General features: G+C 41.5%; 1 protein-coding gene. It reads left to right on the plus strand.

Annotation, left to right across the window (positions count from 1 at the left end):
- Window positions 1-293: 293 nt before the first annotated feature.
- Window positions 294-797 (plus strand): RRXRR domain-containing protein, encoded by a 504-nt coding sequence (locus MW688_RS19185; RefSeq protein WP_486737621.1) that lies wholly within the window; start codon window positions 294-296, stop codon window positions 795-797.
- The last annotated feature ends 463 nt before the right edge of the window (window positions 798-1,260 follow it).

Raw genomic sequence — 1,260 nt, forward strand, 5'->3', positions numbered from 1 at the left:
CATCACACCTACAAATACCTCGCCAGTTTGTAGCTTCTGTGGTTAACAGTTAAACGGAGGCAGGAGTTGAAAGGCAGCTTTGCTGGAGGTTGGCATAGATAGGGATTTTAACCCACATCTAACCGCAGACCACCAAAGTCTTCGATTTGCTGGGGGACTTCAACCCGATTAGGCGAGGCACAAAGGCTTTACTTTAACTAAAAATCTTCCCTCCTGCCTCTCTTGCCCCCTGCCTTCTGCCTCGCCCGAAGGGGGTTAAACATCTGTATTTGGGATAAAGAAGTGCTGTTAACTTGACAAACTTTAAAAACATTGACGAGGCGACCTTTACCCTAGAAATAGGAGTTAAACTCATGCGAGTTTTTGTCTTAGATTCTCACAAAAAACCATTAAATCCAAGCCACCCTGCTAGAGCTAGAAAGTTACTCAATCAAGGGAAAGCAAGCGTTTTTAAACGGTACCCATTTACGATTATTCTTAAGGAGGAAAAACCATTACACACAAACAATAATTTTCAGCTAAAGTTAGATCCAGGTAGCCGTACTACGGGCTTAGCTCTTTTGTCGGGCAATAATTTAATTTGGGCAGCCGAGCTTAATCATCGCGGGTTACAAATTAAAGAGGCTCTATTATCTAGAAGACAAATCAAACAGTTCAAGGTATTAGCCACAAATACTGTAAACCTATTCACAAGGCGGATGGATATAACTATGCAACATAATAATGGTCCCTCATTTCCTCTCATCGCTAACCTGATGAGAGGTTTAGCGAGAGTCTCCATGAGGGCGGAAAGATGAAACTTGGTAGCCAGGTCTATTTAGGGTACGGGTGAAAAAGTAAGTCTTTCTCAAGAGGTAGTAACCAGTCGGAGACAACGAGTTAGATTGTTGGGTTTCGTTACCTCAACCCAACCTACAGGGCTAAATACAGTTGAAAAATATCTACTCATTACTGCTAAAAGTTGCTCATTTGCTTAGCTAAATAGCCATAATGGGTAATTTTTAGTCGGTTGACAATTAGGGACAAAGGGATAATTGAGACATAATTACTGTGTTTTACCCCTTGATGATATAGCAATTCTCATACTGGTGAGGTACAGAGGTTATCCTTTTCGAGGCTCCCAGAGGCAGCTTTGCACCGAGGCTCCGAGAGTTAGGTACAACCTCATGAGTCCGAAAAATGCTATAAGTCGTTTAGTGCGCTACTAGAGAAAATATAGACCAACTATTGTTTAGCAATGATATAATAGTGAAAGATTAC

Source organism: Johannesbaptistia floridana, assembly GCF_057440575.1.